35 protein-coding genes and 1 pseudogene are annotated in these 26,576 nt (G+C 49.8%); 7 read left to right on the plus strand and 29 right to left on the minus strand.

What is annotated here, in order from left to right; all coding sequences use genetic code 11:
* Positions 1–84: 84 nt before the first annotated feature.
* From AC3WRW_RS25970 to AC3WRW_RS26015, 10 genes are all read right to left on the minus strand, one after another.
* Positions 85–939 (minus strand): purine-nucleoside phosphorylase, encoded by an 855-nt coding sequence (locus tag AC3WRW_RS25970; RefSeq protein ID WP_492549131.1) that lies wholly within the window; start codon positions 937–939, stop codon positions 85–87.
* Between the two features lie 18 nt (positions 940–957).
* A complete protein-coding gene (locus tag AC3WRW_RS25975) occupies positions 958–1,785 on the minus strand; it encodes a purine-nucleoside phosphorylase (protein WP_492549132.1) in 828 nt (275 codons plus the stop codon).
* Positions 1,786–1,821: 36 nt separating this feature from the next.
* Positions 1,822–2,994 carry a phosphopentomutase gene (gene deoB, locus AC3WRW_RS25980; protein ID WP_492549133.1) on the minus strand — a complete coding sequence of 391 codons (1,173 nt, stop codon included), beginning with the start codon at positions 2,992–2,994 and terminating at the stop codon, positions 1,822–1,824.
* Between the two features lie 109 nt (positions 2,995–3,103).
* Positions 3,104–4,000 (minus strand): site-specific tyrosine recombinase XerD, encoded by an 897-nt coding sequence (xerD, locus tag AC3WRW_RS25985; RefSeq protein ID WP_492549161.1) that lies wholly within the window; start codon positions 3,998–4,000, stop codon positions 3,104–3,106.
* A gap of 77 nt (positions 4,001–4,077) precedes the next feature.
* Positions 4,078–4,317, minus strand: coding sequence for a DUF4227 family protein (locus AC3WRW_RS25990; protein WP_492549134.1), 240 nt, complete (start codon positions 4,315–4,317; stop codon positions 4,078–4,080).
* A 56-nt stretch (positions 4,318–4,373) separates the two neighbouring features.
* A complete protein-coding gene (ald, locus tag AC3WRW_RS25995) occupies positions 4,374–5,489 on the minus strand; it encodes an alanine dehydrogenase (protein ID WP_492549162.1) in 1,116 nt (371 codons plus the stop codon).
* Between the two features lie 181 nt (positions 5,490–5,670).
* Positions 5,671–6,156 (minus strand): ferric iron uptake transcriptional regulator, encoded by a 486-nt coding sequence (gene fur, locus AC3WRW_RS26000; protein ID WP_492549135.1) that lies wholly within the window; start codon positions 6,154–6,156, stop codon positions 5,671–5,673.
* A gap of 105 nt (positions 6,157–6,261) precedes the next feature.
* Positions 6,262–6,903 (minus strand): stage II sporulation protein M, encoded by a 642-nt coding sequence (gene spoIIM / locus AC3WRW_RS26005; RefSeq protein WP_492549136.1) that lies wholly within the window; start codon positions 6,901–6,903, stop codon positions 6,262–6,264.
* 63 nt (positions 6,904–6,966) lie between these two features.
* Positions 6,967–8,145 (minus strand): endonuclease Q family protein, encoded by a 1,179-nt coding sequence (locus tag AC3WRW_RS26010; protein ID WP_492549137.1) that lies wholly within the window; start codon positions 8,143–8,145, stop codon positions 6,967–6,969.
* 1 nt (position 8,146) lies between these two features.
* A complete protein-coding gene (locus tag AC3WRW_RS26015; protein ID WP_492549138.1) occupies positions 8,147–8,701 on the minus strand; it encodes an NUDIX hydrolase in 555 nt (184 codons plus the stop codon).
* A 95-nt stretch (positions 8,702–8,796) separates the two neighbouring features.
* Here AC3WRW_RS26015 and mciZ point away from each other — a divergent pair.
* Positions 8,797–8,865 (plus strand): annotated as a pseudogene (mciZ, locus tag AC3WRW_RS26020) (Z-ring formation inhibitor MciZ); the annotation flags it as partial.
* A 31-nt stretch (positions 8,866–8,896) separates the two neighbouring features.
* Here the strand turns inward: mciZ and AC3WRW_RS26025 are convergent.
* On the minus strand, positions 8,897–10,021 hold the full coding sequence (locus AC3WRW_RS26025; protein ID WP_492549139.1) for a DUF3866 family protein: 1,125 nt from the start codon (positions 10,019–10,021) through the stop codon (positions 8,897–8,899).
* 134 nt (positions 10,022–10,155) lie between these two features.
* Positions 10,156–11,286, minus strand: a complete 1,131-nt coding sequence (locus tag AC3WRW_RS26030; RefSeq protein ID WP_492549140.1) for a M20/M25/M40 family metallo-hydrolase — start codon at positions 11,284–11,286, stop codon at positions 10,156–10,158.
* Positions 11,287–11,361: 75 nt separating this feature from the next.
* Between AC3WRW_RS26030 and prli42 the strand changes: the two genes are divergently transcribed.
* A complete protein-coding gene (gene prli42 / locus AC3WRW_RS26035) occupies positions 11,362–11,466 on the plus strand; it encodes a stressosome-associated protein Prli42 (protein ID WP_167053655.1) in 105 nt (34 codons plus the stop codon).
* Between the two features lies 1 nt (position 11,467).
* On the opposite strand, the gene AC3WRW_RS26040 is transcribed toward prli42, so the two are convergent.
* The 4 genes from AC3WRW_RS26040 to lpdA form a co-directional block, all read right to left on the minus strand.
* A complete protein-coding gene (locus AC3WRW_RS26040; protein WP_492549141.1) occupies positions 11,468–12,829 on the minus strand; it encodes a dihydrolipoamide acetyltransferase family protein in 1,362 nt (453 codons plus the stop codon).
* A 69-nt stretch (positions 12,830–12,898) separates the two neighbouring features.
* Positions 12,899–13,879: an alpha-ketoacid dehydrogenase subunit beta gene (locus AC3WRW_RS26045; RefSeq protein WP_492549142.1), complete on the minus strand. Its 981-nt coding sequence runs from the start codon at positions 13,877–13,879 to the stop codon at positions 12,899–12,901.
* Positions 13,880–13,882: 3 nt separating this feature from the next.
* Positions 13,883–14,893, minus strand: coding sequence for a thiamine pyrophosphate-dependent dehydrogenase E1 component subunit alpha (locus AC3WRW_RS26050; protein WP_171682156.1), 1,011 nt, complete (start codon positions 14,891–14,893; stop codon positions 13,883–13,885).
* 107 nt (positions 14,894–15,000) lie between these two features.
* Positions 15,001–16,425: a dihydrolipoyl dehydrogenase gene (gene lpdA / locus AC3WRW_RS26055; protein WP_492549143.1), complete on the minus strand. Its 1,425-nt coding sequence runs from the start codon at positions 16,423–16,425 to the stop codon at positions 15,001–15,003.
* A 169-nt stretch (positions 16,426–16,594) separates the two neighbouring features.
* On the opposite strand from lpdA, the gene AC3WRW_RS26060 reads away from it, so the two are divergent.
* Positions 16,595–16,852: a DUF2627 domain-containing protein gene (locus AC3WRW_RS26060; RefSeq protein WP_492549144.1), complete on the plus strand. Its 258-nt coding sequence runs from the start codon at positions 16,595–16,597 to the stop codon at positions 16,850–16,852.
* 17 nt (positions 16,853–16,869) lie between these two features.
* Here AC3WRW_RS26060 and AC3WRW_RS26065 read toward each other — a convergent pair whose 3' ends face one another.
* Genes AC3WRW_RS26065 through steA form a run of 3 tightly spaced genes read right to left on the minus strand, consistent with a single transcriptional unit; the run spans position 16,870 to position 19,612 of the window.
* Positions 16,870–17,754, minus strand: coding sequence for an MraY family glycosyltransferase (locus AC3WRW_RS26065; protein WP_492549145.1), 885 nt, complete (start codon positions 17,752–17,754; stop codon positions 16,870–16,872).
* Entirely contained in the window at positions 17,724–18,455 is a 732-nt protein-coding gene (locus tag AC3WRW_RS26070) for a glycosyltransferase family 2 protein (protein WP_492549146.1), read from the minus strand. Before AC3WRW_RS26070 ends, AC3WRW_RS26065 begins: the two co-directional genes overlap by 31 nt.
* Positions 18,452–19,612, minus strand: a complete 1,161-nt coding sequence (gene steA / locus AC3WRW_RS26075; RefSeq protein ID WP_492549147.1) for a putative cytokinetic ring protein SteA — start codon at positions 19,610–19,612, stop codon at positions 18,452–18,454. The genes AC3WRW_RS26070 and steA overlap by 4 nt, the downstream gene beginning before the upstream one ends.
* A 122-nt stretch (positions 19,613–19,734) precedes the next feature.
* Between steA and AC3WRW_RS26080 the strand changes: the two genes are divergently transcribed.
* Positions 19,735–19,920: a hypothetical protein gene (locus AC3WRW_RS26080; protein ID WP_492549148.1), complete on the plus strand. Its 186-nt coding sequence runs from the start codon at positions 19,735–19,737 to the stop codon at positions 19,918–19,920.
* A gap of 72 nt (positions 19,921–19,992) precedes the next feature.
* On the opposite strand, the gene AC3WRW_RS26085 is transcribed toward AC3WRW_RS26080, so the two are convergent.
* Positions 19,993–20,226: a hypothetical protein gene (locus AC3WRW_RS26085; protein WP_492549149.1), complete on the minus strand. Its 234-nt coding sequence runs from the start codon at positions 20,224–20,226 to the stop codon at positions 19,993–19,995.
* A 70-nt stretch (positions 20,227–20,296) separates the two neighbouring features.
* On the opposite strand from AC3WRW_RS26085, the gene brfA reads away from it, so the two are divergent.
* On the plus strand, positions 20,297–20,512 hold the full coding sequence (gene brfA / locus AC3WRW_RS26090) for a ribosome rescue factor BrfA (RefSeq protein ID WP_492549150.1): 216 nt from the start codon (positions 20,297–20,299) through the stop codon (positions 20,510–20,512).
* Here brfA and AC3WRW_RS26095 read toward each other — a convergent pair.
* A complete protein-coding gene (locus AC3WRW_RS26095; protein ID WP_492549151.1) occupies positions 20,505–20,744 on the minus strand; it encodes a hypothetical protein in 240 nt (79 codons plus the stop codon). The two genes, brfA and AC3WRW_RS26095, sit on opposite strands and share 8 nt — an antisense overlap.
* A gap of 100 nt (positions 20,745–20,844) precedes the next feature.
* Between AC3WRW_RS26095 and AC3WRW_RS26100 the strand changes: the two genes are divergently transcribed.
* Entirely contained in the window at positions 20,845–21,111 is a 267-nt protein-coding gene (locus AC3WRW_RS26100) for a hypothetical protein (protein ID WP_127449685.1), read from the plus strand.
* A gap of 51 nt (positions 21,112–21,162) precedes the next feature.
* On the opposite strand, the gene AC3WRW_RS26105 is transcribed toward AC3WRW_RS26100, so the two are convergent.
* The 4 genes from AC3WRW_RS26105 to AC3WRW_RS26120 form a co-directional block, all read right to left on the minus strand.
* A complete protein-coding gene (locus tag AC3WRW_RS26105; protein ID WP_492549163.1) occupies positions 21,163–22,545 on the minus strand; it encodes a cobyrinic acid a,c-diamide synthase CobB in 1,383 nt (460 codons plus the stop codon).
* 26 nt (positions 22,546–22,571) lie between these two features.
* The gene (locus AC3WRW_RS26110; protein ID WP_492549152.1) at positions 22,572–22,802 is read right to left on the minus strand and encodes a hypothetical protein; all 231 of its coding nucleotides are present in this window, start codon (positions 22,800–22,802) and stop codon (positions 22,572–22,574) included.
* 148 nt (positions 22,803–22,950) lie between these two features.
* The gene (locus AC3WRW_RS26115) at positions 22,951–23,370 is read right to left on the minus strand and encodes a hypothetical protein (RefSeq protein ID WP_492549153.1); all 420 of its coding nucleotides are present in this window, start codon (positions 23,368–23,370) and stop codon (positions 22,951–22,953) included.
* A gap of 89 nt (positions 23,371–23,459) precedes the next feature.
* Positions 23,460–24,530 carry an MBL fold metallo-hydrolase gene (locus tag AC3WRW_RS26120; protein WP_492549154.1) on the minus strand — a complete coding sequence of 357 codons (1,071 nt, stop codon included), beginning with the start codon at positions 24,528–24,530 and terminating at the stop codon, positions 23,460–23,462.
* Positions 24,531–24,747: 217 nt separating this feature from the next.
* Between AC3WRW_RS26120 and AC3WRW_RS26125 the strand changes: the two genes are divergently transcribed.
* Positions 24,748–24,837 carry a YjcZ family sporulation protein gene (locus tag AC3WRW_RS26125; RefSeq protein ID WP_492549155.1) on the plus strand — a complete coding sequence of 30 codons (90 nt, stop codon included), beginning with the start codon at positions 24,748–24,750 and terminating at the stop codon, positions 24,835–24,837.
* A 22-nt stretch (positions 24,838–24,859) separates the two neighbouring features.
* Here AC3WRW_RS26125 and AC3WRW_RS26130 read toward each other — a convergent pair whose 3' ends face one another.
* The 4 genes from AC3WRW_RS26130 to AC3WRW_RS26145 all read right to left on the minus strand — a co-directional run bounded on the left by AC3WRW_RS26130 (position 24,860) and on the right by AC3WRW_RS26145 (position 26,486).
* On the minus strand, positions 24,860–25,093 hold the full coding sequence (locus tag AC3WRW_RS26130; protein WP_492549156.1) for a helix-turn-helix domain-containing protein: 234 nt from the start codon (positions 25,091–25,093) through the stop codon (positions 24,860–24,862).
* Between the two features lie 184 nt (positions 25,094–25,277).
* Positions 25,278–25,622, minus strand: a complete 345-nt coding sequence (locus AC3WRW_RS26135) for a DUF2569 family protein (RefSeq protein ID WP_492549157.1) — start codon at positions 25,620–25,622, stop codon at positions 25,278–25,280.
* 30 nt (positions 25,623–25,652) lie between these two features.
* Complete coding sequence (locus tag AC3WRW_RS26140) at positions 25,653–26,147, minus strand: RDD family protein (protein ID WP_492549158.1); 495 nt, start codon at positions 26,145–26,147, stop codon at positions 25,653–25,655.
* 33 nt (positions 26,148–26,180) lie between these two features.
* Positions 26,181–26,486, minus strand: coding sequence for a hypothetical protein (locus AC3WRW_RS26145; RefSeq protein WP_492549159.1), 306 nt, complete (start codon positions 26,484–26,486; stop codon positions 26,181–26,183).
* Positions 26,487–26,576 lie beyond the last annotated feature (90 nt).

Consider the following 26,576-nt stretch of genomic DNA (forward strand, 5'->3'; position numbering starts at 1 on the left):
ACCGGGGGATATTCTTCTTACTATTTCCCATCATACCGCAAATTACACACTATACCGTCTGTCACGAATTTGGCAACTTAGCTTCTATCCCAATTGCACTTCGCGTACAAAGGCTTTGACCAAAGCGATAAACTTCGGCTTCGTCCGGTTCGCAACCGCCACTACCTGCTCATGCGTGAGCGGCTCCAGCTCCTCGCCGACCGCCATATCTGTAATGCAGGAGATTCCCAGCACCTTCATGCCGGCATGACGCGCTGCGATGACTTCGCCTACCGTCGACATGCCAATTGCATCTCCGCCAATGCGTGCAAGCATCATCAATTCAGCCGGCGTACAGTACGTAGGTCCTGAAATGCCCGCATAAACGCCTTCCTGCAGCTTCAGCGGCACGCCGTCCTCTCCTGCTACCGATTCAGCTAGCTTATGTGCAAGCGCCCGGTATTCGCGGTTGTACGCTTCGGACATATCCGGGAAACGAACGCCCAGCTCACTGTGGTTAGGTCCGATCAGCGGGTTATCGCCCGTCATGTTGAGATGGTCGCTAATGACCATGAGATCGCCGGCTTTAAAACCGCGATTCATACCGCCTGCCGCGTTCGTCATCACGACGGTTTGAACGCCGAGTGCTTTCATGACATAGACAGGGAATACGACCTTTTTCATATCATAGCCTTCGTAATAATGAAAACGTCCTTGCATTACGATGACTTGCTTGCCTTCCAATGTACCAGCAACGAAGCGGCCTTCGTGCCCTTCCACTGTGGAAACCGGGAAATGCGGCACATCGCTGTAATCAATCGCAACCGGATTTTCCACTTGATTCGCCATATCGCCAAGACCCGAGCCCAATACTAGGCCGATAGCCGGCGCGGCATTGCCTAGTTTTTGCTTAATAAACGCTGCTGCTTCATTAATTTTCTCTATGTAAGTCATTTCCATGGTGATCTCCTCTTCTAATTAAATAGCCTCAATAATGCCCAGGACTAACTTCAAAAACTTTGGTTTTACTTGCTCTGTCGTCTCCATCACTTCAGCATGGGACAGCGGCTGATCCAAAATACCAGATGCCATATTGGAAATACAGGAGAAGCCCAGCACTTCAATTCCCGCGTGACGGGCAACGATAACCTCAGGCACCGTGGACATACCGACGGAGTCTCCGCCTAATGTACGGAACATGCGAATCTCTGCAGGAGTTTCATAGTTAGGTCCGAGCAGACCGACATAAACGCCTTCTTGCAGTTTGAAATCTTGGGAAGCCGCCACCTCGTGCGCCAATTTGCGCAGACGTTTGCTGTATGCTTCCGACATGTCCGGGAAGCGCACGCCCAGCGCAGCGTCGTTCGGTCCGATCAGCGGATTGCGGTACGTCAAATTCAAATGATCGCTGATTACCATCAAATCGCCGACTTGATAGGACTCGTTAATTCCGCCCGCAGCGTTTGTCACGATTAACGTTTCTACACCCAATTCTTTCATCACACGTACCGGGAAAGAAACGGTTTCAGCGCCATAGCCTTCATAAGCATGGAAGCGGCCTTTCATAACCAAAACCTGTTTGCCTTTAATCGTACCGACAACCAGCTCTCCGGCATGTCCTTCTACCGTCGACACCGGAAAATGCGGAATGCGCGAATAATCGACGACGATCGGCTGCTCGATAAGATCAGCAAGAACACCAAGACCCGAACCTAGAATGAGTCCGATTTGCGGTTTGATGTTTGTTTCCTTCGAAATAAAGGCTGCCGCCTCTTGAATTTTTTGAATCATGGATGTTTCTGACATTTGAATTCCTCCTATGCTTAATGGCTTCCGTCCTGTTTATTTCAAAAGATGCAAGAAGCTTTCCCCTTGCTCGGTAGGCTTCACACCGAAATTATCGGCAATCGTAGCCCCAAGATCGGCGAACGTGCTGCGGATGCCCAAGGAAACAGGCTTCTCAAAGCTCGGGCTGTACAATAAAATGGGCACGTACTCGCGCGTATGATCCGTTCCCGGATGTACGGGGTCATTGCCATGGTCCGCTGTCAGGATCAGCAGATCTTTCGGTCCAAGCTTCTCTTTAAGCTGCGGCACAAAGCTGTCGAACTCCTCCAGCGCGCGGCCGTAGCCCTCAGGGTCCCGGCGATGGCCGTATAGAGAGTCAAAATCCACGAGGTTCGTAAAAGCCAGCCCTTTGAACGGCTCGCCAAGCACCTCAATGGTTTTGTGAATGCCGTCTAAATTGCTTTTCGTTGAAGTAGCTTTCGTAACGCCTTCGCCATCAAAGATATCGTTGATTTTGCCGATCGCGATCACATCGAATCCGGCGTCTTTCAAATGATTCATCACAGTCGGAGCCGGCGGCTTCACGGCATAATCATGACGGTTCGGCGTGCGTTTGAATGCGCCCGGCTCGCCAATGTAAGGTCTAGCAATGACGCGGCCGACGGCAAATTCGCCCTGAGTCAAACGTCTCGCAATTTCACAAGCGCGGTACAGCTCTTCCAGCGGAATTACATCTTCATGCGCCGCTAATTGGAACACGCTGTCGGCAGATGTGTAAACAATCCAAGCGCCTGTTTTCATCTGCTCTTCGCCGAGCTCGTCCAAGATTTCTGTTCCGGAGGCCGGTTTATTGCCAATAACCTTGCGTCCTGTTTCCTGCTCGAATTGCGAAATCAGTGCTTCCGGAAATCCATCCGGATATACGTTAAATGGCGTAGAAATGCGAAGACCCATCAATTCCCAGTGCCCTGTCATCGTATCTTTCCCAACCGATACTTCGGCCATTTTGCCATAATAAGCTTCCGGCGCCTCAGCTGCTGGGATTCCTTGTATCTCTGCTATGCCTCCCAGACCCATACGCTGCAAGTTAGGCAGCGAGAATCCGCTAACCCGCTCAGCAATATGTCCAAGCGTGTGGCTGCCTGTGTCGCCAAAATCCTTCGCATCCGGTAATTCGCCGATGCCTACACTATCCAATACGATTAAACCTATTCGTTCAAAGCGCACGATTGTCCCCCCAAATTGTTTCTAGGTGTTTCCACCCCTGATTATCGCATTTCTGCACTATGAATGCAAAACAGCAGCTTCTCCTATTGGAAAATGCCGCTGTCATCCTTTACATATTCGCTCTCGGATGAGCGCGATCGTAAACATCCTTCATTTTGAGCTTGGTAACTTGCACATACATCTGGGTGGATGAAATATCGGAATGCCCCAACATTTCCTGCACGGATCTCAAATCGGCGCCATTTTCAATCAAATGGGCGGCAAAAGAGTGTCGTAAGGCATGTGGAGTAATCTCGCTTGCAATATTCAGCTCAGCGGCATATCTTTTTAAAATTTTCCAAAAGCCCTGTCTCGTCATCCTCGTTCCCAAATGTCCGATGAATAAGGCTTCTTCTTCCGCCGACTTTTTCAGCAATTTCTTGCGATCATGATAGATATAGGCGGTTAAACACCGGATGGCAATGGAACTAAGCGGTATGTTGCGCTCTTTATTCCCTTTTCCTAAACAGCGAATGAAGCCAAGCTGCAAATAAACGTCCGCTACGTTCAGGGAGATTAGTTCGGTGACGCGGATTCCCGTGGCATACAGCAGCTCCAGCATCGCTTTATCCCGCGAGCCGCTTACAAGTTCGGATTCAGGGGCATCGAGCAGCTTGCCAACCTCTTCAACGGAAAGCACTTTGGGCAGCTTTCGTTCCAGCTTGGGCGCTTCAACATAAAGAGACGGATCTGAATCCACCAGCCGCTCTTTCACCAGATACTGGTAGAAAGCCCTTATTGAAACCAGATTGCGGGACAAGGTTGCCGAGGCGCGGCCAAGCGATTTCAACTGGGACAAGAACCCCGCGATGTTGGACTTGCTTGTTTCCTTCCATGTTGTAACGCCTTGGCGCTGCAAGTATTCTATAAATTGCTGCAGGTCTCTTGTATAAGATTCCAGTGTATTCTTGGATAGTCCGCGTTCTACCGATAAAAACCGGATGAAGGATTGCAGATCAACCGTCATCATGCTATTAGACCCCTTCGTTCTCATGCCATCTTTCTATCTGTTAGCATTCAACGGTGCAAACGAGAACTCCTCTTTTATTCGCCATACCAATAAAATAAACGCAGCCTGTCGCTCATTTTGCCTGACTCTGGGAGCGCGGAACGCTCATGCTGGCCAAACACTTTCACGGAGTTGCCTGTTGGCGTGCGGTACCGGTTCACAGGCTCGATCCAGCCGGAAAGCACTAACATCACTTGATATAAGACAACGGTTAGTGCCATGAAAAGCAGCATAAAACGTAAACGCACAATTAACTTGCGATAGGAAAATATCATTGGCCAGCCCCATTTCTGTCCTTTCTTTAGGACAGGATATGAGACTCAGGCACATATTATGACAGATCGGACAACTTCACATAAGGCTGTCCAAGCGCTTCTGCTACCGCCGGATGCGTAACGCTGCCTTGGTACGTATTTACCCCCAATTGCAAAGCGTAATTGGCTGCGATCGCTTCTGTTAATCCTTTATTGGCCAGCTCCAGCGCATAGGGGAGCGTTACGTTAGTTAAAGCCAGCGTCGAGGTGCGGGGAACCGCGCCCGGCATATTCGCTACGGCATAATGCACGACACCGTGCTTCTCATACGTAGGGCTGCTGTGCGTGGTTACACGGTCGATCGTTTCGATCGAGCCTCCTTGATCCACCGCGACATCAACAATGACGGCGCCTGGCTTCATCGTTTTGACCATCGCTTCCGTCACTAATCTAGGAGCTCGCGCTCCCGGGATCAGAACAGCCCCGATCAAGAGATCCGCTTTCGCCGCGGCGCTTGCTATGTTAAAAGGATTCGACATCAACGTATTCAATCGGCCGCCGAAAATATCGTCCAAAGCACGCATCCGATCCGCGCTCCGTTCGATAATAACGACATTGGCTCCGAGACCAAGCGCCATTTTGGCCGCATTGGTGCCTACAATGCCGCCGCCGAGAATCACCACATTGGCAGGTGGAACGCCGGGAACGCCGCCCAACAAAATACCGCGCCCGCCATAAAACTTCTCCAGAAAGTGCGCGCCGATCTGAACCGACATGCGGCCCGCAACTTCGCTCATTGGCGTGAGCAGCGGGAGCGATCCGCTTGGCAGCTGAATCGTTTCGTAGGCAATCCCCGTTACCTTCTTGCTAAGCAGATGCTCCGTTAAATCGCCCGCCGCAGCCAAATGCAAATAGGTGAACAGCAGCTGCCCTTCACGGAAAAAGCCGTACTCGGCCGGAAGCGGTTCCTTCACTTTCATGATCATTTCGCTGCGAGCCCACACTTCAGCCGCTTCCGGAATGAGAACGACGCCTTCCTTGGCGTAGTCCTCGTCGCTGAATCCGCTGCCGGTGCCGGCGCCGGTTTCCACCAGCACTTGATGCCCGGCCGCGAGAAGCATACTGGCTCCGCCAGGCGTCAGGGCGACGCGGTTTTCGTTATTTTTGATTTCCTTCGGGACGCCGATCACGATCGATTGCTGAGTCATTCGCGTCTACCTTCTTTCTCTTGAACGTTAGTCATAATGTGCCCATGCTTCATGTCCAATTATGTGAAAGGAGATTCTTCTTTCTACTTATCCAGTATATGAAAACAATGCAAAAATGCCTGTACGCACAATCTGTGGCACAGGCATTTTCTTTGTATAAACAGCTCTATTCAGACGCTGTTATTTTGGATTTGTCCAATGAGTCCGGTTTCCCTCGTTCGCTGCAGCGATAGCATATACCTTGAAAATCAAGTCGATGATCTAATACTTGAAAATGAAAATGCTGATCCAGCCTTTCTTCCAAAGGTCCGAGCCAGTCTTCCATAATTTCATCTACGGTCCCGCATTGAACGCAGATTAAGTGATGGTGATGGTGACGCGTGCTGTCATCCCGCAAGTCATAACGAGCTACACCGTCGCCAAAATTCATTTTCTCCAAGACATGCAGCTCGCTAAGAAGCTCTAATGTTCGGTAGACGGTTGCCAGACCGATCTCCGGAGCTTTGTCTTTGACAAGCATAAACACATCTTCGGCGCTTAAATGATCTTGTTCATTTTCTAAGAGTACGCGCACAGTCGCTTCCCGTTGGGGGGTAAGCTTGTACCCTTGGGATTGCAACTGCTGCTTAATCTTCTCAATCCTTGCTTCCATGTGCCTCCCCCTCAGAAAGGTGGGCATCCAAGCCCAATTTTAGCCACTCTTTTCATTATAGGGGGAGCTTGCTGACAAAGTCAAACAGAAACATGTTGATTCGTGTCAACCATAGAGCGGAACGAGCATCGGCGTGACCCATTTCATCATTAATTGCGACATGTATCCCTCCCAAAGCGCTGCGCCCAGCAGGAAGACCGCCATGACAAGAGTCAATGTTGTAAACCGCATAAAGGGCTGGTACATGTTTCCATTCCGGCTCATGAAGCGATTTTTGATCATATAGATAGAAAATGATATCGCCGCCACACTGCATAAGAGAATCGCCGGAATGACAATCAAATTTTGCGGCGCCACAGAAACGAGCGCGAACAGCATGCCCTTCCAGGACATCTGCTGAACGAGATAACCGACGGTAAAGCCGATCAGCACGCCTTTGAGAAAATCAAGAACCAGAATAAGAGGCAATCCGATTACGGACAGTCCGAACAGCCAGATCAGCAAAATCCATTTCATATGCATGCCAAAAGATTGCGTGAACGACTGCCTGCCGTCAAACTCGGCGCCATCGTTGACTTCCTGAAAAAAATTGCCCAAATGCCTCGTCATTTCTTGCTTTTGTTCCAAGGAAAGCGCGCCTACCATAACGGCGCCGAACACAACACCAATGAGAAAGAGCACGGAGACGAATATAAATAGCGGCAAATTATCCTTCATATATTGTTTCATCGTTAGGTTCCTATTCACTCCCGCAGCTCCTTCCTTGTAAATAACCTCTACAAAGACAAGCTTATGAGCGAGAGCCTGAAACTATGAACGATTTTTCACTTTGCCGTATCTTCCGCCGCCTCCAACCTCTAAAGTAAGCGTACCTTCACGCGCACTGACAAGACAGGCTGCAATTTCTTCTCCCACCTCGCGCGCAAGCTCTTCCTGCGATGTGCGATGCAGCACATTCATCTCCGTACCAAAGCGCTCCAGCAATTGATTCAGCTTCTTAGGGCCAAGACCCGGGATAAACTCCAGCGGCACTTGAAAATGATACGGCGGACGGTAGGAAGGCAAATACGGCGCTTCACGATCAGCCAAATCCAAGATCCGGTCCATGACGCCTCTGACGATTTTATGGCTGCCGCAATCTGCGCAGCGCTCCACCGTGCCCGCCGCATCATCGAGAACCGCTTCGCACAAGGAACAATACGTCCGGTGGTACTTGCCTAGCCGGGGATTTAGCCCATAGTTCGCCGCTATGCCCCGCCCTTCTTGGCGATGCAGCGCTTTTACGAGCTCTTCGTAAGTTGGAGCAGCTAACTGCACCTCGTTATACTCACGCCCAATTTTACCCAGGGAATGGGCATCAGAATTGGTCACGAACGTAAACGGATCGAGCTCGGAAATCAAGCCGGCCATTTCAGAATCGGCGCTCAGCCCGAGCTCAACGGCAGAAATGCCAGCCAAGTCCAGCAGATGTTCCATCCTGCTTGACGCGCTGCCGTACACGCTTTTGTGAGGCGTGAAAATATGCGCTGGGATGAGGATGCCCCCTCTTCCAAGCACCTCTTCCTGCAGCACTCGCGCAGGCACATAGATACGCTGAGAGCTGAGCTCCACATTTTTCATGTGGCCCTTCATCCATTTCGTAAACCCCTGCATCGTATCCAGATTCGGCATATAAGCCAGCAAATGCGCAGGTCCCATCCCAGGATCCCTGACTTCAATCTCGCTGCCCAGCAGAATGGTCGTATCCCGGTAACCAATGCCTCCGCCAGCCTGCTCCACCATCTCCCCCCGGTCCAAATACGTCATGATGTCTTCCTGCACGGAAGGGGAATGGCAATCGATAATGCCGATGATCTCCATCCCTTTTCGAACTGCCGCTTCATGGGCAATATTGAAAAAAGTAAGGTTATTCGCGGCGCTAATCTTCACAGCTTGGCCGCTTTCGGTTCGCCCGATGTGAATATGAAGGTCTGCGTAATAAGACTTCATCTCAGATCTCGCCCGTTAGCCGGTACAGCTGCCATGCATAGACGGCCATAATGGTTTTCGCATCGCTAATACGCCCGTCACGCATGTACTGCTTCGCCTGCTCCAGTGTGATGGCTTCGCATTCCAGAAACTCATCCTCATCCGGATGGGCATTCCCTCTGATCAAATTTTCGGCGATGTACAAATGGATAATTTCGTCCGCAAACCCAGGAGACGTTGAAAAAGAACTGACCAGCCTCACATGCTCGGACCGGTAGCCCGTCTCTTCCTCCAACTCGCGCAATGCGGCTTTCAAAGGCTCTTCGCCTTGATCCAACTTGCCTGCAGGAATCTCGACCTGGCTTTTTTCCAGCGGCTTACGGTACTGTTCCACGACGATCATTTTATCCCCGAGTAAAGGGATAACTGCCACCGCTCCCGGGTGTTTCACAATTTCTCTTGTTGCCGTCTCCCCGTTTGGCAGCGTAACGGTATCTACTTGCAGGGAAATAATTCTCCCTTTGAAAATGGACTCCGACTTGACAGTGACCTCTTTGAATTTCTTGTGTACGGACATATGAGCACCTCAGCAATTTCAAAATGGAATAACTTGTCCTGCTTTTGCATATCGATCATTATATCAAATTTTAACCGGAAAAGAGGAAGATCGATATGAAGAGCTATGTGACAGATCGTCAAATTCGCCTTGTAGGCAAAGCATGGGAGATCAAACGCCAGCTAAAGCTCATGCTGCAGCAAGGCGGTCAGCATATCACATTGATGGAGTATGCAGCCGGATTGCACAATCCACAGCAGCACAAACTCCTTGGAAATAAGCAGGATCCTGCCATAATCCCCTTCCCATCGAGGTAATCGGCTGCGGAAAGGAAGCAAAGGCTTCCGCTATCTCTTCCGTCGAGACCGCAGGCATCAGCATCATCTGATGGCGCTCCAGCGTATTTGCCTGCTCCACGATGAAGGCGTGTTCCTCTCCCGCCAACTGCGGCAAAGGCAAAATAGCCGGGCATCTCGCGGCGAGCCCAAGCGCAGTTAACGTATGATGGCTGATCCCCCGGTGACGGGACCGCCGATCGGCAAAAGAAATGCGCGGGATCACAACCGGAATCCCTCCCAGCGCGTATACGGCATTGACCAGCTCGCCGATTTCAATGCCGGAATAGCCATACCGCGTCCCTGTGCCTACAATCCCCGGCCCCATCGTTACTAGAGCGAGGTCCGCTTCGGCCGCGTGCTTAGCGGCGATTAAGGCGCTAAACTTGTTCACAGCCTCCAGTTGGCCACCGTACGCCTGACCGTAAGTAATGGTGCTTTGAAGCCATCCCATCTCCTCCAGTTGAGCGACGTGCTGACTCCAAGCAAGCGGGAGCGCTCCGGCATCCGTCATGATATAGGCCATATTCATTGAGGGCTTAGACGGTTGATTCCGCCGCTGCTCGCGATACCGCAGCCAGCTCACCGCCGCAGGCAGCATACTATGCAATTCCCCAAGCAAAACGGGCATGCCCGCCAAATTTTTCTCTTCTTGAAAAATAGAATGATACAGGCCACTCTCCTCTTCCACAGCCATGACACTCCGCTGCAACGGGGTATATTTGAGTTTCATCACGTGACCGCTTGATTGCCGGCCTGCAAATGCATGCTCGCTATCATGCAAATGCGAAGGCAGCACGATGTGATAGCCTCCTGAGCCTAATCCAAGCTCTTCGGCGGTTACATTAACAACGACCCGGTCTCCGGGATGAAGCACGGGGGAAGTATCGGTATAATGCACGGCACGCTTCTCTTCGCCGCTGCCGCTCATGACAACGCCTATAACCTGCAAACCCTCCCTGACGGAAATAATGCTCCTCACCGTTCCAGCTTCCCGCTTCAGCATCTCCGCTCCTCCTTTAGGACTCCCTTACTCCCAGACTATGTGGATGAACGCCGGATTAAGCTCCCTTTTCCCAACAAAAAAAAACCGACTAGCATGTTCCATTTCGGACATGAACTAATCGGTTGCAACACATTTTATACGTTTGCAGCTTCTTTCACAAGCGCAACGACCAATTCAGCCGTTTTGACCAAATCGCTGATCGCAATATGTTCTTTCGTCGTATGAATCTCATGATAGCCAACAGCCAAGTTCACCGTCGGAATTCCCATGCCGTTGAAAATATTCGCATCGCTGCCGCCGCCGGAGTGGAATGTGCGGGCTGTCAGTCCTAACGTGGACATAGCTCTGGACGTAAGCTGCACGATTGGTGCGGAATCGTCATGCATATAGGATGCATATACGATGTCTGCGTTAAACTCGCAAGTCGTTCCGGCATCTGCCGCCGCTGACTCGCACGCTTCTTTCATCGCAGCGATTTGCGCCTCCAGCTTGTGCTGAACGATACTGCGAGCTTCCGCTTCCATTCTCACTTTATCGCACACGACATTAAGCGGGCCTACACCGGAGAAACTGCCGATATTCGCTGTAGTTTCACTGTCGATTCGACCGAGCGACATGCGTGAAACAGCTTTGCTTGCAACTTGGATGGCACTGATGCCATCTTCCGGATTTACGCCGGCGTGAGCCGATTTGCCATGGAAAATGATTTCAATTTCCGCACGTCCAGGGGCAGCCGTAGCAATATCGCCGATGGCGCCATTGGAATCCAGCGCGAAGCCGAACTCAGCTTCCATGACGCTGCGTTCCATAGCACGAGCGCCTTTCAGACCGCTTTCCTCGCCTGCTGTAATAACGAACTGAATGCGGCCATGAGGAATATTTTGTTCTTTGAGCACTTGGATGCCCTCGATCATCGCTGCGATTCCCGCTTTGTCGTCGCTGCCCAGAATCGTTGTTCCGTCGCTGCGGATGTAGCCGTCATCTCCGATTTGCGGCTTGATCCCTTTACCGGGAGCAACCGTATCCATATGGGATGTAAAGAAAATCGTCGGAATCGCGGCATTGCTGTCCGTCGCTTCCAGCGTACAAATCAAATTCCCTGATCCGTGACCGCTCTTGGCCTTCGAATCATCTTCAATCACCGTTAAGCCTAAACGGGTAAATTTCTCTTTTAGAACGGCACAAATTTCTTGCTCGAAACGAGTTTCGCTGTCTACTTGGACAAGCGAAATGAATTCTTCCACCAAACGGGTTTGCTGAATCATGGACTTTCCTCCGATGCTCTGTATGGGTTACAATAAAGTCGTACAAGCTTTTTTACGATAAAGGAGTGACTTTTCGTGTTACAGAATAGACGTTGGTTCAAAGTCGTGATCTACGTAATGCTGATCACAATGCTTCTCTCAAGCCTATTGTTTACTGCCGGATTATTTTTTGATTCCTAGTTTAATAAATTTTCGTATCCGCATTATAGCTTTCTAGATTTTCTTTGACTCTCTGCAGGAATCTTCCGCAGATAACCCCGTCCAGAATCCGGTGATCCAGCGACAAACACAGGTTAACCATGGAGCGGACAGCGATCATATCTTGAATAACGACAGGCTTCTTCACAATCGATTCGAAGGTCACAATAGCTGCTTGCGGGTAGTTGATGATCGGATAAGACAGAATCGAACCGAAGGAGCCTGTATTGTTAACGGTGAACGTTCCGCCCACCATATCGTTCAGCGACAATTTGCCGGCGCGCGTCTTCTTCGTCAATTCGTCAATTTCCCGGGCCAGTCCGGCGATATTCTTCTGATCCGCCTTTTTGATCACCGGCGTCATAACCGAATCTTCCGTTCCTACGGACAGGGAGATGTTGATATCGCGTTTCACGATAATTTTATCTACCGCCCACACCGAGTTGATGATCGGATAATCCTTAATCGCATTGACGACCGCCTTCATCATGAAAGCCAAATACGTTAAGTTAATGCCCTCGCGGCGCATAAACTCATCCTTCACTTTATTCCGCAGTACCACGAGATTCGTAACGTCAACTTCAATCATCGTCCAGGCATGCGGGATTTCCGTTACGCTCTGGCGCATGCGGGTAGCAATGGCATTCCGGATTGGCGTTACGTCGATGAAATGCTCATTGCGCGAATCGAGCGAGTGTCCTTCCGCTTCGATCAGCGGCGTTTGCGGATTTGCAGACAAATGAATGCCGGAGCTGCGAACCGGCAGGTTGATCGGCTGCGCTTCCGCTTGCGGAGCCGCCACGCTGCTTATGGTTGCCTCCCGGGCTGCATGCTGATTCGTATGTACAGCTGCCGGAGCTGCGCTGGATCCGCCTCCTGCAAGGTACTGTTCAATATCTTTGCGGGTGATTCTACCGCCGAGCCCTGTACCTGCAACTCGTGACAGGTCCACATTGTTGTCCTGCGCCAGCCGCTGAACAGCCGGCGAGTAACGGCCGCGCATGCTTTGGTCGGCGCCTTCCGGTGCAAACGCACCCGCGCTGCCGGCCGTTTCCGCTGCTGAAACAGACGATCCAGCCGCCGCCCCAGCAGACTCCTCGATCAAGCAAATCGCTTCACCGACAGCCGCCGTTTCTCCTTCTCCGACAATGATTTTCACCAGTCGGCCTTCAATCGGAGAAGGCATTTCCGTATTCACTTTCTCTGTGAAAAGCTCACAAATTACGTCATATTGCTCGATATAATCGCCAGGCTTCTTAAGCCATTTGCCGATTGTAGCCGAAACGAGGCTCTCCGCCAGATGGGGAACTGTAACCTCCGTAAGTCGACCGTTCGTTTGGTTCATGGGTGTACCTCCTAAGTTCAGGAAATGATCAATGGCTTGAAATCAGACCAAAGGAATTTATGAAAAAGACTAAAACATAGCAAGCTGGCGCATAGCTTCCTTCAGTTTATCACTATTGAGCAGGAAGAACTTCTCCATAGGAGGATTGCTTCCCACCGCCGGAACGTCCGGCCCGCAAAGTCTGGCAATCGGCGCGTCAAGCTCAAAAAGCAACTCTTCTGCAATGATGGCAGCCACTTCGGCGCCAACCCCGCCTGTTTTGTTATCTTCATGCGCGATGAGCACTTTGCCCGTTTTTCTTACTGCTTCCAGGATCGCTTCTTTGTCCAAAGGCTGGAGGGAACGCAGGTCGAGCACGTGGCAAGAGATCCCTTCCTTCGCAAGTTCCTCCGCTGCTTGCAGCGCAAAGTTCACGACCATCCCATAGGCGATGACGGTAATATCTGTGCCCTGGCGCTTCACGTCGGCTTTGCCGATCGGCACGATGTAATCCTCTTCCGGCACATTGGCGGACAGCGCCAGATAAGCCTTCTTGTGCTCGAAGAAAAGCACGGGATCGGCATCGCGGATCGCTGCTTTGAGCAATCCCTTTGCGTCATACGGATTCGAAGGAGCAACGATCTTTAAGCCCGGCGTGCCGAAGAACACCGATTCCGGACACTGGGAATGGTACAAGGCGCCTGCGCCGGTCGCACCGTAAGGCGCACGAATGACGATCGGGCAAGACCAGTCATTATTGGAGCGATAGCGGATTTTCGCCGCTTCGCTTAAGATTTGATTCGTCGCCGGGAAGATGAAATCGGCGAACTGAATTTCGGCGATCGGCTTCATGCCGTACATGGCCGCGCCGATCGCTACACCGACGATTGCGGATTCCGCAAGCGGCGTATCCAGCACGCGGTCTTCGCCAAAAAGATCGCGCAGCCCTTTGGTGGTGTTCAAGACACCGCCTTTGCCGACATCTTCTCCAAGAACGAAGACATTGTCGTCGTCTTGCATTTCCTCCTGCATCGCAGAGCGGATTGCTTCCAAATAAGTAATGACTGCCATATTTTAGTTGTCATCTCCTTCTGCGTAAACGTGGCGAAGCGTATCTTCCGGCTTCGGATACGGAGCCTGATCCGCATACTTCGTCGCTTCGTTGATCTCTTGCTTGAGCTGTTCCTGCAGTTCCTGATCCTGCTCCTCGCTCCAAAGGCCGCATGCCATTAAATACTCTTTAAATTTCACAATGCCGTCCTTTTGACGGTTTTCCTCAACTTCTTCTTTGGTCCGGTACAGCATGTCATCATCCGAAGTGGAGTGCGGCATCAGGCGGTAGGACATCATTTCGATCAACGTAGGTCCTTCTCCGCGAGCGGCCCGGTCTCTTGCTTCCTTCGTAACGCGGTACATTTCCAAGACATCGCTGCCGTCGACTTGCACGCCTGGGAAGCCGTACCCCAGCGCACGATCGGAAATTTTGCCGGCCACTTGTTTGTGCAGCGGCACAGAGATTGCATATTGATTATTTTCGCAAACGAAAATGACAGGCAGCTTATGTACGCCGGCAAAATTACAGCCTTCGTGGAAATCCCCTTGGTTGCTGGAGCCTTCACCGAAGGAAACATACGTAACGAAATCTTGTTTTTTCATTTTTGCGGCAAGAGCGATGCCTGCGGCATGCGGAACTTGTGTCGTTACCGGGGAAGACCCTGTCACGACATGATTTTTGCGGTCGCCGAAATGCCCGGCCATCTGTCTGCCGCCGCTGTTAACGTCCTCGGCTTTGCAGAAGATAGCAAGCATTAAATCCTTCACTGTCATACCAACCGCAAGAACAAACGCATAATCGCGATAATAAGGCAGGAAATAATCTTTTTGCGCTTCCATAGCGAAAGCCATTCCTACTTGACCTGCATATTGACCCATTCCTGAAACGTGGAACGGGATTTTGCCGGCACGCTGAAGCATAAAAGCCCGCTCATCGTATTTAGCCGCAAGACACATGACTCTATACATTCGAATAACGACTTCGTCGGATAACCCTAATGTTCGATGCTTATAAAGCTGACCAATGGACATGGAGGTTGCCTCCTTAAAGATAGTTTGAGTTTCTTAAAATTATTACCTGGTCCTAAGACTTGACTCTATAAGCTTATTATAAACGCAAACGCGTATGATTACAATTTTTATCCGCTAATCGCAATTCCGTCTACAGCAAGCATCGCTTCGCCTAAAGCTTCAGACAACGTAGGGTGAGGATGAATCGTTTGGCCAACTTCCCAAGGCGTTGCGTTCAGAAGCTGAGCCAGAGCGGCCTCGGAAATGGAATTCGTCACGTGCGGTCCGATCATATGAACTCCGAGAATATCATTCGTCTCACTGTCCGCAATCACTTTGACAAAGCCGTCGGTATCGCCGTAAACGAGCGCTTTCCCGATCGCTTTAAAGCTGAACTTGCCGACTTTCACTTGGTGACCAAGCTCAATCGCTTGCTGCTCCGTATAGCCTACGCTCGCAATTTCAGGTCTCGTATACGTGCATTTAGAAACGAGGTGCGCGTGCAGCTCATGAGGCGTCCCGCCTGCGATATGTTCAGAAGCCAGTATGCCTTCGTGCCCGGCCATATGCGCCAGCATCAAGCCGCCAATTACATCGCCAACGGCGTAAATGTGGGATTCGGAAGTTTGCATGAAACGATTCACACGAATGACGCCTTTATCCACTTTAATATCGGTGTTTTCGAGTCCGATGCCTTCAATATTCGCTTCCCGGCCAACAGAGACAAGCACTTTTTCCGCTTGCAGCTCCACGATTTCACCCTGCTTGTCCGCTTGCAAAGCAACCGTTCCTTCCGCCACTTTCACGGAATCAGCGAGCACTTTCGCGCCGGTCACCAAGTGAATGCCCCGCTTTTTGAACAAGCGTTCCAGTTCTTTGGAGACATCGGCGTCTTCCAGGCTCACGAGCCGCTTCTCATACTCAACGATGGTCACCTCGACACCGAAATCACGCAGCATGGAAGCCCATTCCACGCCGATGACACCGCCTCCGACGATGATGATCGACTTCGGAAGCTCTTGCATGCGCAGCGCATCTTCGCTCGTCATAATGTGCGTGCCGTCAATCGCAAGTCCCGGCAAGCTGCGCGGTCTGGAGCCTGTTGCGATGATTAAGTTGTTCGAAAGCAGCGTTTCGATGTCCCCGTCTTCTTTCTCAACGGAAACCGCACCGCTGCGCGGGGAGAAAATGGATGGACCGATAATGCGGCCATTCCCCTTATGTACGGTAATTTTATTTTTTTTCATAAGGAACTGCAGCCCTTGGTGAAGTTGATCGACAATGCGCTGCTTGCGTGCCAGCACATTCTCAAAGTTGAGTTCAAGCGAGCCTGACGTGATCCCGTATTCCTCGCTCTTTTTCATCGTGGCGTACACTTCTGCGCTTCGAAGCAAAGCTTTGCTCGGAATACAGCCTTGGTGCAAACAGGTGCCCCCCAGCTTGTCTCTTTCCACGACAGCAACCGTTTTTCCAAGCTGGGCAGCACGAACGGCAGCGGTATAACCGCCGATCCCTCCGCCTAAGACAACGACATCATATCTATGTTCACTCATTATATGTTTCCTCCTTATGAACTCTCAGTACCTTCATATGTATACGCATGTCTCTACTATATTACCCTTTTTTGAAAGGGAAATCATAGTCTTATTTGTGAATTAGACAGTCCAACCGATTCAGAGTATGATGATAGAAAAAGATGAAACTTTAATGTAAGGAGCAGCTATGAAAGCAACATTTTACCGATTTATCGCCATTCTTCTACTCGTTATTCCCGGTTTGACGGCAACCTACGGATTTCTTTCCATGAAAGACGCTTTTTTCGCACAATTCGATACGGGCGGCCACATCCTGTGGGGGAAATTTTTTCTAGGCTTTATACTTTTTCTATTAGGTGTTGCCTTTATTGGGGGATGGACCTTTTTCCGTGACCGCAAACGAAACTATGTAGCCCCCCGTTTCAAAGCAAAACGGCGCAAATAAGCCGGACCCTCAATCGCTCAAGTCCGGCCTAGGCGGTCCAGCCAATTTAAAAATCGGTTCCGCTCAATCATGGCAGTAATGGAACTTACTTCAGCCTGTTGATGCAAAAAAACGAGCACAGCGATCGTAAGGCCTTGCATCTCCCACGGCAGGGTCATGATCGCAGCATAGCCAAGCGTAAACCCAAGCAGGTTCGCTCCGGCATCGCCGAGCATGCCCCTTCCCCGGACGTCCGTCCGGTATACCAAAAAACTGCCAATGCACACCGGCCATATTGAAAACAACGAACCTGCCCCCGTAAAGAGCAAGCCAAGCAGCGCAACCGATAGCACACCGGTGAAAAAAAACTTGAACGAACGCCCCGGGCGCACATCCAGCAAATTCAAGGCATTCGTCATCAGCATAAGCAAAATCAGTTGTCCCCCCATCCACCAGCTGGGGGTTTGCCCGCTTTGGACAGACAGCACCAGCCAGCCTGCGGCCGTCGCGATGCCTACCACTTTGACAGCCCCCATGGAGAAAGTTCGCGATTCCTTCCAATACCGGTAATGTCCTCTCAACCCTTTTACCTCTTTGCTCCCGATTAAATCGTCCGTCCAGCCAAGCATGAAAATGATGGTAGCAGCAAGCGTAAATATCCGATGATTCGTCTCCGGCAAGTTGATGAGCGGCAGCGAGCTTACTCCGACCCAATCATTTATCCGCAGCGCCGCTTGCAAAATAAGCTCCTGCAGCCATAGAAGCAGCCACAGCACGCTTCCCACTCCGCGGGGAACCTTATGCCCTGCATAGTTGGCCTCTACTTGACCGTGGCCCTCCAGGAACCTCTGAACGTGCGGCAGCAGCCACCGCCCTGCAACTGCAAGCAGGATCAGATCGAGGAGCGATCCGACGAATACCATACAGGCTTCCTCTCCCTCCAGCGAGATAGCAGCGTCATGCCGACCGCGGCAAACTGCTTGCCGCGGTGCACGAACCCGCGCCAATCCCGCCCCGTCTCCCGGTGCGTGATCGGCACATCCAGCTCAACGATGCGCAGGCCGCGCCGCGCCGCATCGATGGTCAGCGCGACTTCCACGCCGAAGCCGCGCTGAAGCTTCCCGAGCTCCCGCAGCCGGTCCGCGCGCACCGCGCGCTGGCCGGACAAGGGAGCTTCGGTCTCGTAGCCGCTGAGCCGGCGGATGCCGCGGCGGGCTAAGCCCTTCACCAAGCCGAAGCCTGCTTTGGTTCGGGATGGCGGCAGCTTCGCGATCGCCATGTCCGCTTCGCTCCGCAGCAGCGGCTCGATGAGCACGAGCGCCTCGCCGGCCGTAGCCTGCAGATCGGCGTCGAGAAAGAGCAGCAGATCGCCTCTGGCCTCGGCGATGCCCGACTGCATAGCCGCCCCTTTCCCGCAGCGGCGGCTGTGCTTGATCAGCTTGTCCGCCCAAGGCCAAGCGACATCATACGTGTTGTCCCTGCTGCCGTCGTCCACCACGATAATTTCAAACCTCATAGCCGGACTCCACAGCAGGTCCGCCTGTTCTTGCAAATAGCGAAGCGTATGCTCAATATGTCCCCCTTCATTCCAAGCTGGAATAATAATGGATAAGTACGGCTTCATCCTTCACCTCCAAGCTTCCACACCACATGAGCCACCCGCTTCACAATCCAGTGCAGCTGAAATAAGCCCAATGCGATAAAAAAAAGCGAGAGAAAAAGCGTTGTACTTGCCTCTTTCGTCCATCCCTCCCGCTTATACAAGAGGCCAATGCTCTTAATGTCTACGAGTCGCGCCCCAATTTTCATTCGCACAAGCAGCGTACTCCCCATGCCTGCTCTTCCTTTTTCCAGAAAATCAATCATATGCGTGCGCGCGCCAACTGTAACCAGCACTTCGCACCGTTTTTCATACGCCAATAAAAGCGCCGCATCCTCGCTTGTTCCAAAACACGGAAGCACGTGGGCTTGCAGTCCCAACGCATTCGTGCGTAATAGTCCCGGAGCTTCTCCATTGGCATACGCATGTACGACCAGCTCCGCGCCGCAGGCAAGCGCTCTATCCGTTACGCTATCCATATCGCCAATAATTAGATGTGGCCGGTAGCCGCATTCGAGCAGCGCATCAGCTCCCCCATCCACACCGATAAGAATCGGTTTGACTTCGGCGATATAAGCCTTGGCGGCAAGCAGGTCCTTTTTATACCCTTTTCCTCTGGAAACAATCAATACATGTTTATCCGCCAAATCCGTTTGAAGGTAGACCGGCGGCAGCGGCTCCATGATCGCGTGCATGTCACGCATAGCGTAAGTCAACGTGTTTTCGATAAATTGCTCCATCAGCTTCGTCGTCCGCTCATTGGCAAGCTGCTGCATGCCGAGCCACTTCTCACGTGTAAAAGAGTTGCAAGGAATCTCCCGTTCCCCCAATAAAATACGGTCCTCATAAATAGCTATTTCCGCGTTGGTCGTAAAGCATCCGAAGGCGGCTGCATCCGCTTCCCAAATCGGAATATGCTGCTGAAGAAGCATGAGGGGACCATGGGTCGGGTACGCGCCGCTCATCGTTTCCTCACAATTGATAACAGCTTTTACTTTCTGCTCGATAAGCTCTTGAGCGGCTACTTCATCAAGGTCACGATGCTGGAGAACGACAATGCGGCCAGGGGGTAAATCACGGAGCAGTACTTTCGTGATCGCCCCTACGCTAATCTTCCCTTTGCAGAGCGGCAGCGGCTTAGAGGAAAACAAGGACAGCGAGGACCAGTTCAAGATAGACACCGACTTTCCTTTCGTCTATAGATGAATGTATTTTGTCCTGCCCGGAGAAAATCTATGTATATTTTACCAAGCGAATGGCAAGCCTTGAGATTATATCCTTGTGGAAAGGAGAGACACCATCCATGGAGCTAAACATGAGTGCAGAGGAAGTGCTGGGCCAAATTGTGCAGCTTCACAACACAGGGGAATCGCTTACTAAAAAAAATGTGAAGAAACTGCATCCTGATCTGATGAAAAACGCCCTGTATTATTACCCAAGCTGGGAGCACGCCTTGCAAAAGACCGGAGTAGGCAATATTGTTCACTAAACATACATAGACCATACAAATGAAAAAGCTCCGAAGGCGTACAGCCTTCTCGGAGCTCTTTTTTTATTGCCGCTATTCGTCGATGACTTCCCATTCCACTTGGATCATCCGGTCCACCCAAGTACGGATTTTAATTTCAATCGCGCTTTCTATTTCCTCGTCTGTCATATCGCCAAGCTTATGTTCGGCAATTTCCAGCACATCGCGCTTAACAGTTTCCCCGCCAACTCCTAATTGAATGCTGATACGCAACTCGCTCACCCATTTCTGCCCATGCATCGTTATATTGATAAGAAAACTTTCCATTGCGGCCGACCTTCTGCCAATTTACAATAGAGCGTGTAAGCCATATTCCAAATGAAATGAGGAACGCCACATGTCCAAATCGCAAGCGCAAAAACTGCGGCAGCGCCAATTACGGGAAGGCAAGTCTGATCCCGCAACGCATCGTTTAAATTGGAACGGAGTGAATCCCGTCACGAAGAAGACCCCAAGTTTGAAGGAACTGCAAGCCAAACAACAAAATAAACATAAATCAAGGAATTCGAACCATTGGCATGGGGACGATTCCTTTTTTCATGAGGCTATTTGATGATAATGCCCTGCTCGGCCGCATATTGAATCAAGGCTTCTTTCTCATGGGAACGAAAGTTGTACTTGCAATCAAACCCGTTGAAAAACAACGTCCACTGGGAAACCTCCCCGCGCTCATCCACTGCCAACTCGGCAACGTACAAGGAATCAGGCTCATCCTCAAATTGCAGACCTATGTGGAGCTGCATCTGCCCATCCGTTATTTGCTGCTCACAATAATCGATAATCACGTCACAGGCCTCCTATTGAATAAAATCTTTTTTATTTATATAATATACTAACGCGCCCAAGCTAATAAAGATAAGGGCATGCTTTTAGGAGGAATTTCAAATGGCTTATGATCCGCAAGTAGTAGATGCAACAATTGTTAGTGATAATAAAAAAAATGGTCTGTTCGAAGTCGTTGTGTCGTTGAAAGACCGTAACAAATGCCGTCTATTCTTTGAAAGAGACTCCGAAACCGGCATCGGCAGAGTTACCGATCTGAATAGATTGATGAAAGAACCTTGCCCGATCTGCCGCAAAGATTACCTCTGCAACTGCCTAGACCGTTATAAAGAATCCATTGCAGATCAAGCGCTAACACTCATAAAATAAAACATGAAGCAAAATGGTTGGACAGGAGGTATCCTGACCAACCATTTTGCTTTATGTCCGCTTATACCGCTCGCAAGCGCGAATCCAATTGCTCACAATCCCCGGATTGGAGGCAAAATGCAGATGCGTATAGCCCGCTACAAGATTGCCTTTGGCATAACCCTCCGCATTCATGCCCCTTCGGCCCTGGGATTGAAAAGCAGCCGGTATCTCCGCTCCCTCTCTGGCTTGGAACGTGGAATAATGGAACTCATGACCACGCGCTTGATCTCCTGCTGCGAGCAAATAGTTGCCGTTGCTTGTTACTTCGCGGTATCCCAGCGCAGCTAACTTCTTCTGCATGGTTACCTTACCGGGAACAATGCCTGCCATGCTGTAGCTGTTTCCTGTTGTATCTACAATTTGCTCCGTTAAATACATGAAGCCGCCGCATTCTGCCAAAGTCGGCAGGCCATCCGCGATGCGGCTGCGAAAAGATGCCTTGACCTTCTCGTCTCTGCTTAGCCGTTCCGCAAACTCCTCCGGAAATCCGCCTCCAATATATAACCCGTCCGCATCGGCGGGGACCTCCTCACCGGCAAGCGGCGAGAAGAATACGCATTTTGCGCCTCCAGCTTCCAGCAGCTCCAGGTTTTCAGGATAATAGAAGTGAAAAGCGGCATCTTTGGCGACAGCAATCTTGACGCGCTTTGACGTTGATTCGGCAGCGCCGGCAAACAGCGCTTGACGACTTACAACAGGCGGCGCCACCGCCACATTAAGCAGCTGATCTAAATCCACATGAGCGGCCGCTTGATCGGCCAGCCTGTCAAAAAAAGGCTGCAGCCCGCCTCGCTCAATCGAAGGCACAAGCCCTAAGTGCCTCTCCGGAACTTCGATTCCCTCATCGCGCGGCATATATCCGAGGACAGGAATTCCGCACTCCTGCTCGATCGCCTGCTTCACCATCTTGTAGTGCCCTTCGCTGCCGGGTCGATTGGCAATGACCCCAACGATGTTGTCCTCTTGCCCGAATTGCTGAAAGCCCTTGACAATCGCTGCCGCGCTTCTTGCCATGCTCGCGACATTCACGATGAGGATGACCGGCGCGCCTAGAATGCGGCCAATATCCGCCGTACTCCCCTCATCGGACAGCGGATCTTTGCCATCGAACATGCCCATAACACCTTCGATAATCGAAATGTCGGAGGAGCTGCTGCCGCGAACAAACAGCTCTTTGACGCCTTCCCGGCCAACCATCCATGAACCCAAGTTGCGGGAAGGTCTCCCGGTCACGGCCGTATGGTAGGTCGGATCAATGTAATCGGGGCCGCACTTGAAGCCCTGCACCGATAGTCCCCGCCTTTGCAAGGCCGCCATAATTGCGATCGTTAACGTTGTTTTGCCGACGCCGCTGCCGGTTCCGGCAATAACGATTCTACGCTCCATATCGATCCCCCCGTCAAAGGCTTGCCACGCACTTATTCATAGATTGCCTTGTATAGCCCTTCTAGCAAACTTTGATAGCTGCTAGCCTCATATGATATCTCAGAGAATGAGACATGAATCACTTTGTTGCTTGTCTTGACTACAAAAAAGCTATCTTCCGAGCGTTCCGGATCGATATAAGTATAGCACTCTAGCAAGCCGCTTCCCGTTTTTTGACGTAAAAAATCGGTCGCTTCCGCACTAGCATTGGCATATTTAGGCATGGTTGTCTTCCTTTCAATTATACTACTATCATGCTGAAAAAGAGGCTGTTCCAGATAGATAACTGGAAATTCTCAGACTGCACAAAAGGCTATCCCACAAGTCATAACTATGACTGGGACAGCCTCCCTGTATAACCTTTTTTCATTATTATCGCGTCTTGTTCCTCTTTAGAGCCAGATAACCGCCTAGCAGCGTAACCGGGACAATGGCAATGAAGCCGACAAGCTCATACCATAATGGACCACCGGTGTTTCTTAACATCGCATCAAACCCGATCGCCGCGCCAATGACACCAATGCAAGCCGCATTAAAATATTCAGCTCGCTTTGCTACTCTAGCCGCAACATATCCGCCAAGGAAAGACCAGAACAGGCCTATAGCCATTAACAACAAGATCAGTCCTGTGTTCGAAAACAGTGCATTTACATCCTGCTCATTCACCGGTCTATTTCCAAAATATAAGCTGCCGAATACTGACGTCGATACGAGCGTCCCCAAATTATCAACGGCTACTCCGAGCAGCACGCCCAGAAAATGAAATTTTCTTCCACTTTTTTGCTCAACCATAAATTATTCTTCTCTCCTGATTCCTTATCTAGATCCCTACCCATCATAACATGCAGATAAGCCAGTATCCAGTTTCTGCTATCCCCCCGCTATTTCCACCAAGCTGCAGTCGGAATTTGCTCCGCATGAACAGTCACCGTTTGACCGATTTTCGGCGTTGCAATGCGGACATGATGCAGGCTTGCCGCTTTTGCGGCACGCTCCACCGGATCGAACCAGTCATGTACCGCTAAGGTGAATGCTGCCCAATGAATTGGAATAAGCAGCTTGCCTTTGACATCCATATGGGCTTGTACAGTTTCTTCAGGCTGCATATGAATATCCGCCCAACGCATGTCGTATTGTCCGCACTCCATCAACGTCACGTCGAAGGGGCCGTATTTCTGCCCAATCGCTTTGAAATGAGGCGAATACCCGCTGTCCCCACTGAAAAAAACACTTGACGCCATGCCTTTGATCACCCACGAGCACCATAGCGTAGCAGCGCGATCGGTCAAGCTTCTCCCCGAAAAATGCGTAGCAGGCGTACACGCAAATGTTAGGCCGTCATACGTAAACTCATCCCACCAATCGTACTCAGCGATCTTCTCGGGAGGGACTCCCCATCGCTCCAAGTGGCCTCCGACTCCAAGCGGGACCAGAAACTTATTGACTTTATGTTTTATCTTCATTATTGAGCCATAATCCAAATGATCGTAGTGATCATGAGACAACACGACGGCGTCGATGACAGGCAGCTGCGCAATCTCAAAAGGCAAACCGCCGCTGTATCTCCCCTTCCCGAACCAAGGAAATGGCGACGCTGCCCTGCCAAACATCGGATCAAGCAAGAGCGCTTTACCATCGATCATGACCAACGACGCCGAATGACCGAACCACGTAACTTGCGTTTGGGAATCCTTTTGCAAATTAGGGGCATCCATCGTTATCGGCTTTCTTGGACGACGGTTCGGGCTGCTCTTGGCGAAGTCCCGCAGGATGCTCAGCGTCGTTTTTAAGCCCATGTCCATCATTGTCGGCACTGGATTTTGAAACTTCCCTTGAACAAACTGCGGGGATCGGGATAAGGCCTGCTGCCTTACTTTGGAAGGTCTTCGCCCGAATACCGGATATGCGTACATAAATAGAACAATCACAACAGCAAGCCCTGCAATAATCATGAATGAGAGTAACAACTTCTTCGCAGCCTCCAAGCGTAACCTTACGGTAATTAATATGATTTGACTAGATGTATAACGTAAAACTACAGAGGTTGGTTCCAATTTTTTTATTCAATCGGGACACTAGCACAATCCCACATCTCGCCCAAGCAATATTGAAAACTAGTCATATGCTATCTCGAAACACAAACCAATTCTCTGTTGGAGGTTGATTAGTATGAGTTATGGAACTGGGTACACTTCTTCGGCAGCAATTTTGGTACTTTTCATTTTGTTGGTCATCATCACTAGCGCGTTTGTGTGGTAATTTAACCGTACGGAAGGACTACCTATCCGATAGGTAGTTCTTCCGCATTTGGAATTAATTCATATAATTCCTTTACTTCACACCCCATGGTGTCAGCAATAGATATCGCCGATTTCAGCGGCATCATTCTTTTATTTTCTATAAAATCGTTCAGCCTCTCCGGCTTATAGTGAAGGACATGGGCTAGTTCCTCCAACGTTAAACCCGAATTTTGCAAACGCTCTCTTAGCAAACATCTGCCTAGTTCATATTTCATTTCGGATATTTCCTCCAGCGATCGTCGTTGGTGTACATAGTAAAACCCAATAAACCAAAGCGGTTATTGGGTTCAACATCGCGATAAATTCGTTGTAGTACTACACGATTATTCCCTATTTCTTAGTAACCTATCCTTTATCGAAATATCGGGATAGTTATATTGGTGTATTACTTTTTGAAACTTAATGGATAAACGTTTGCTTTACCCGCTTTGACATTAGGAAGTAGCATACCCATAGTCCAGTCCAGATTACTCTGACTGATACACCTGTCATAAGAGAACTATGAACGACACTCTCATATGACATAAAAAAATTAACGCCAAATGGAATTAAATTTAGTATTTCTAAGACAACAATGACCTTTGGAGCATACTTTTTCTTTCTACTAATCAATACTAGAGTAGCTGTCAGACAAATTAAATGAACTACGTTGTATGAAGTTAAAAATATTAGTTGTTTCGTCCATTCAACGTTCAATATGCCAGCTCGGATTATTAGATAATACGAATAACAGATTTGCTTCACACCAAGGGCATTCCATCCTATGTGATTTCTTCAAGTTGTGACCTCACTCTCAATGTTAACGCCAGCCTTATTAGAAGCATTCTTGTATTTCTTAACGTCTCTAACATACAAAACAAAAGTATTTGCCAAAATATCTCCAATTCTTTTCTGGTCCTTTGTTATTAAGGCTGAAATTCCAGCAGGAACTCCTCCCAGTAGAATAGGGTTAACTTCTATTACCCTAAGCAGTGTTCTAATGATTCCCTTTACAATTCCAGGATTGTCAAAATCCTTTTTGACAACTTTGATTCTCATAATAAACTTACCAAAAGTATATCCTGTTAATCCCTCTAAAAGTATGTAATAGCAAAGAAAAATGATTAAAATAGTCCAGTTTTGAACTAGCTTATTCTCAAAAAATCGTGGCAATGAAAATATTAAGAGCGCCCAAACTATTAAGTCCAGTATTGTTGCTACCCATCTTGCACCTATAAAACTCTTAGGATACTTTCGTACTATGTCGCTTGCATTAACACACGTTTCCATGTTGATCTCCCCTTTTTCCCCTTCATGGTCTATTTAGAGATTGTTGAGGTTTGCATCTAAATAGTTACCTATAACCTCAATATACTTGTCACCTAACTTATCATGCGCCATGACAAAACAACCACTCCAATTATCCCATCCAATAGTTATCTTAATCCCATTCTTTACAAAATCCATAAATACTTGATCAATCCCATTGACAGTATTTGAATGAGTAAAATCAAACTTTTCAGCCACAGCATTAGCAATTTTATTGATAAATGTCGCTTCAGCATCAATAATTTCATATGAATTGCAGCCATTAGCGGTTTTATAAAACTTCCCCTCCAAATTCTTCATTAAATCATCTCTTTCAGATTGAATGAAAATGCTCTTTGATTAAATCACTTATTTCTTATCTGCTACTATCCTTACATTTATGCTTTATAT

This window comes from Paenibacillus sp. FW126-R14, assembly GCF_058789495.1.

What these genes read in the sequence shown, in the direction of transcription:
- AC3WRW_RS26065 (WP_492549145.1), bottom strand. Translation starts at nt 17,754, where the DNA reads ATGGTATTCGTCGGATCGCTCCTCGATCTGATCCTGCTTGCAGTTGCA.
- AC3WRW_RS26045 (WP_492549142.1), bottom strand. Translation starts at nt 13,879, where the DNA reads ATGGCAGTCATTACTTATTTGGAAGCAATCCGCTCTGCGATGCAGGAG.
- lpdA (WP_492549143.1), bottom strand. Translation starts at nt 16,425, where the DNA reads ATGAGTGAACATAGATATGATGTCGTTGTCTTAGGCGGAGGGATCGGC.
- fur (WP_492549135.1), bottom strand. Translation starts at nt 6,156, where the DNA reads ATGGAAGCAAGGATTGAGAAGATTAAGCAGCAGTTGCAATCCCAAGGG.
- AC3WRW_RS26015 (WP_492549138.1), bottom strand. Translation starts at nt 8,701, where the DNA reads ATGTCCGTACACAAGAAATTCAAAGAGGTCACTGTCAAGTCGGAGTCC.
- AC3WRW_RS26040 (WP_492549141.1), bottom strand. Translation starts at nt 12,829, where the DNA reads ATGAACCAAACGAACGGTCGACTTACGGAGGTTACAGTTCCCCATCTG.
- AC3WRW_RS26030 (WP_492549140.1), bottom strand. Translation starts at nt 11,286, where the DNA reads ATGATTCAGCAAACCCGTTTGGTGGAAGAATTCATTTCGCTTGTCCAA.
- AC3WRW_RS26125 (WP_492549155.1), top strand. Translation starts at nt 24,748, where the DNA reads ATGAGTTATGGAACTGGGTACACTTCTTCGGCAGCAATTTTGGTACTT.
- xerD (WP_492549161.1), bottom strand. Translation starts at nt 4,000, where the DNA reads ATGACGGTTGATCTGCAATCCTTCATCCGGTTTTTATCGGTAGAACGC.
- AC3WRW_RS26070 (WP_492549146.1), bottom strand. Translation starts at nt 18,455, where the DNA reads ATGAAGCCGTACTTATCCATTATTATTCCAGCTTGGAATGAAGGGGGA.
- AC3WRW_RS26110 (WP_492549152.1), bottom strand. Translation starts at nt 22,802, where the DNA reads ATGCCTAAATATGCCAATGCTAGTGCGGAAGCGACCGATTTTTTACGT.
- AC3WRW_RS25970 (WP_492549131.1), bottom strand. Translation starts at nt 939, where the DNA reads ATGGAAATGACTTACATAGAGAAAATTAATGAAGCAGCAGCGTTTATT.
- AC3WRW_RS26060 (WP_492549144.1), top strand. Translation starts at nt 16,595, where the DNA reads ATGAAAGCAACATTTTACCGATTTATCGCCATTCTTCTACTCGTTATT.
- AC3WRW_RS26085 (WP_492549149.1), bottom strand. Translation starts at nt 20,226, where the DNA reads ATGGAAAGTTTTCTTATCAATATAACGATGCATGGGCAGAAATGGGTG.
- AC3WRW_RS26025 (WP_492549139.1), bottom strand. Translation starts at nt 10,021, where the DNA reads ATGCTGAAGCGGGAAGCTGGAACGGTGAGGAGCATTATTTCCGTCAGG.
- brfA (WP_492549150.1), top strand. Translation starts at nt 20,297, where the DNA reads ATGTCCAAATCGCAAGCGCAAAAACTGCGGCAGCGCCAATTACGGGAA.
- AC3WRW_RS26100 (WP_127449685.1), top strand. Translation starts at nt 20,845, where the DNA reads ATGGCTTATGATCCGCAAGTAGTAGATGCAACAATTGTTAGTGATAAT.
- AC3WRW_RS26050 (WP_171682156.1), bottom strand. Translation starts at nt 14,893, where the DNA reads ATGTCCATTGGTCAGCTTTATAAGCATCGAACATTAGGGTTATCCGAC.
- AC3WRW_RS26010 (WP_492549137.1), bottom strand. Translation starts at nt 8,145, where the DNA reads ATGAAGTCTTATTACGCAGACCTTCATATTCACATCGGGCGAACCGAA.
- AC3WRW_RS26145 (WP_492549159.1), bottom strand. Translation starts at nt 26,486, where the DNA reads ATGAAGAATTTGGAGGGGAAGTTTTATAAAACCGCTAATGGCTGCAAT.
- AC3WRW_RS25975 (WP_492549132.1), bottom strand. Translation starts at nt 1,785, where the DNA reads ATGTCAGAAACATCCATGATTCAAAAAATTCAAGAGGCGGCAGCCTTT.
- AC3WRW_RS26120 (WP_492549154.1), bottom strand. Translation starts at nt 24,530, where the DNA reads ATGATTATTGCAGGGCTTGCTGTTGTGATTGTTCTATTTATGTACGCA.
- AC3WRW_RS26080 (WP_492549148.1), top strand. Translation starts at nt 19,735, where the DNA reads ATGGAGCTAAACATGAGTGCAGAGGAAGTGCTGGGCCAAATTGTGCAG.
- AC3WRW_RS25990 (WP_492549134.1), bottom strand. Translation starts at nt 4,317, where the DNA reads ATGATATTTTCCTATCGCAAGTTAATTGTGCGTTTACGTTTTATGCTG.
- AC3WRW_RS26140 (WP_492549158.1), bottom strand. Translation starts at nt 26,147, where the DNA reads ATGGAAACGTGTGTTAATGCAAGCGACATAGTACGAAAGTATCCTAAG.
- AC3WRW_RS26115 (WP_492549153.1), bottom strand. Translation starts at nt 23,370, where the DNA reads ATGGTTGAGCAAAAAAGTGGAAGAAAATTTCATTTTCTGGGCGTGCTG.
- AC3WRW_RS26130 (WP_492549156.1), bottom strand. Translation starts at nt 25,093, where the DNA reads ATGAAATATGAACTAGGCAGATGTTTGCTAAGAGAGCGTTTGCAAAAT.